Genomic DNA, 1,843 nt, shown 5'->3' on the forward strand with positions numbered 1-1,843 from the left:
GAGCCTGCCGCTCCTCGACGACGGCCGCCTCGACCTGCGCCTCGACGGGCCGCCGGGCGAGGCGGCGGCCGAGATCCTGGAGGAGATGGCGCTCGGCAACGATCCGGCCTGGCGCCTCGACGACCTGCGCCGGGCGCTGGCCGAGACGTCGGCGGCCTCGGCGCGCACGCTCCACCGCACGGTCGCGCGCGTGCGCGACCAGATCCGGGACGACCTCCACGAGATCGGGGCGGACGCGCCGACCTACATCGCCCATCTCGACCGGTCGCTGCGCGCCCGCGTCTTCACGCCCGCGCCGAACCTCGCCCACGCGATCCTCGACACCCTGAAGACGGTGCGGACGCGGGCGAAGGTGGTGGCGCGCGAGGAATCCGGCCGTCGCCGCCTGCGCGACCGGGTCGGGTTCGGCTCCTACATCGACAAGTTCGTGCCCGCCCGCCGGCTGAACCGGCGCATCGTCTTCCACATGGGCCCGACCAATTCCGGCAAGACCTACGCGGCGCTGGAGGTGCTGGCGAAGGCGCCGACCGGGACCTACCTCGCGCCCTTGCGCCTGCTCGCGCTGGAGAACTACGAGGCCCTGCTGGAACGGGGCCTGCGCGCCGGCATGGTCACCGGCGAGGAGATTCTGGGGGAGCCGGACCCGAGCCACACCGCGCGCACCATCGAGACCGTGGACCTGCGCCGCCCGGTCGAGGTCGCGGTGATCGACGAGATCCAGATGCTGTCCGACCCCGATCGCGGCTGGGCCTGGACCAACGCGCTGTTCGGGATCCCGGCGAAGACCGTGATCGTCTGCGGCTCGGACGACGCGCTCTCGCATGTCCGCCGCGCGGCGGAGGCCGCGGGCGAATCGCTCGACGTCGTGACCTTCGTGCGCAAGACCCCGCTGGTGGCGCTCGACGAGCCCGTGCCCCTCGAATCCGTGCAGCCGGGGGATGCCGTCGTCGCCTTCTCGCGGCGGGCCGTGCACGAGAACCGCGAGGCGCTGGTGGCGGCCGGGCGCAGCGTCGCCACCATCTACGGCGCGCTCTCGCCGGAGGTGCGCCGGGCGGAAGCGGCACGGTTCCGCAACGCCGAGGCCGAGGTGCTGGTCACCACCGACGCGATCGGCATGGGCCTGAACCTCGGACCGCTCAAGCGGGTGATCTTCTCGGCGGTCACCAAGTGGGACGGCACGGCGACCCGCCCGCTCACCAATCCCGAGATCCGCCAGATCGCCGGCCGGGCCGGGCGCTTCGGCCATCAGGACGAGGGCCACGTCTCAGCCACCGACGACGTGAGCCTCGGCCCGATCCGCGATGCGCTGGCCGGCGCGCCGACGGCGCCCGCCGCCGACACCCGGTTCTACGTCCGGCCGGACCTGATCGCGATCGAGGCGGCGGCGGCCGAACTCGGCACCGACTCGCTCGCCGAGGTGCTGACGCATTTTTCCCGCGCGACGTTCTACGAGGGGTCCCCGTTCCAGCCCTCCGCGATGGAGGAGGCGCTGGAGGCGGCGCGCGCGGTCGACACGGCGCACCTGCCGATCCGCGAGGCCTTCGCCTTCGCGGTCTGCCCGATCGACCGGCGCGACCCGGCCTCGACCGCGGTGCTCGACCGCTGGGTCCAGGCCCGCGCGGCCGGCGCCGCCGTCCCGGCTCTGCGGGCCAACGTCGGCGGCGAGCTCGAGTACCTCGAACGCACGGTCAAGCTCGCCGCCGCCTACCTCTGGCTGGCCCGGCGCTTCCCCGACACGTTCGACGAGGCGGAGGCGACCAAACTGCTGCGCGGCCGCGCCAACGCCGCCATCGAGCAGGCCCTGCGCGAGACGGCCTCGCGCACCGTGGCGGCACGGGCGCGG

At 74.1% G+C, this 1,843-nt stretch carries 1 protein-coding gene; it reads left to right on the forward strand.

Going from position 1 to position 1,843, the window contains the following annotated elements; translation table 11 throughout:
* Positions 1-1,843, forward strand: a 1,843-nt coding sequence (locus FV230_RS27910; protein ID WP_147844673.1) for a helicase-related protein, incomplete at both ends; no start/stop codon positions are given.

Source organism: Methylobacterium sp. WL6, assembly GCF_008040095.1.
Lineage (GTDB): Bacteria > Pseudomonadota > Alphaproteobacteria > Rhizobiales > Beijerinckiaceae > Methylobacterium.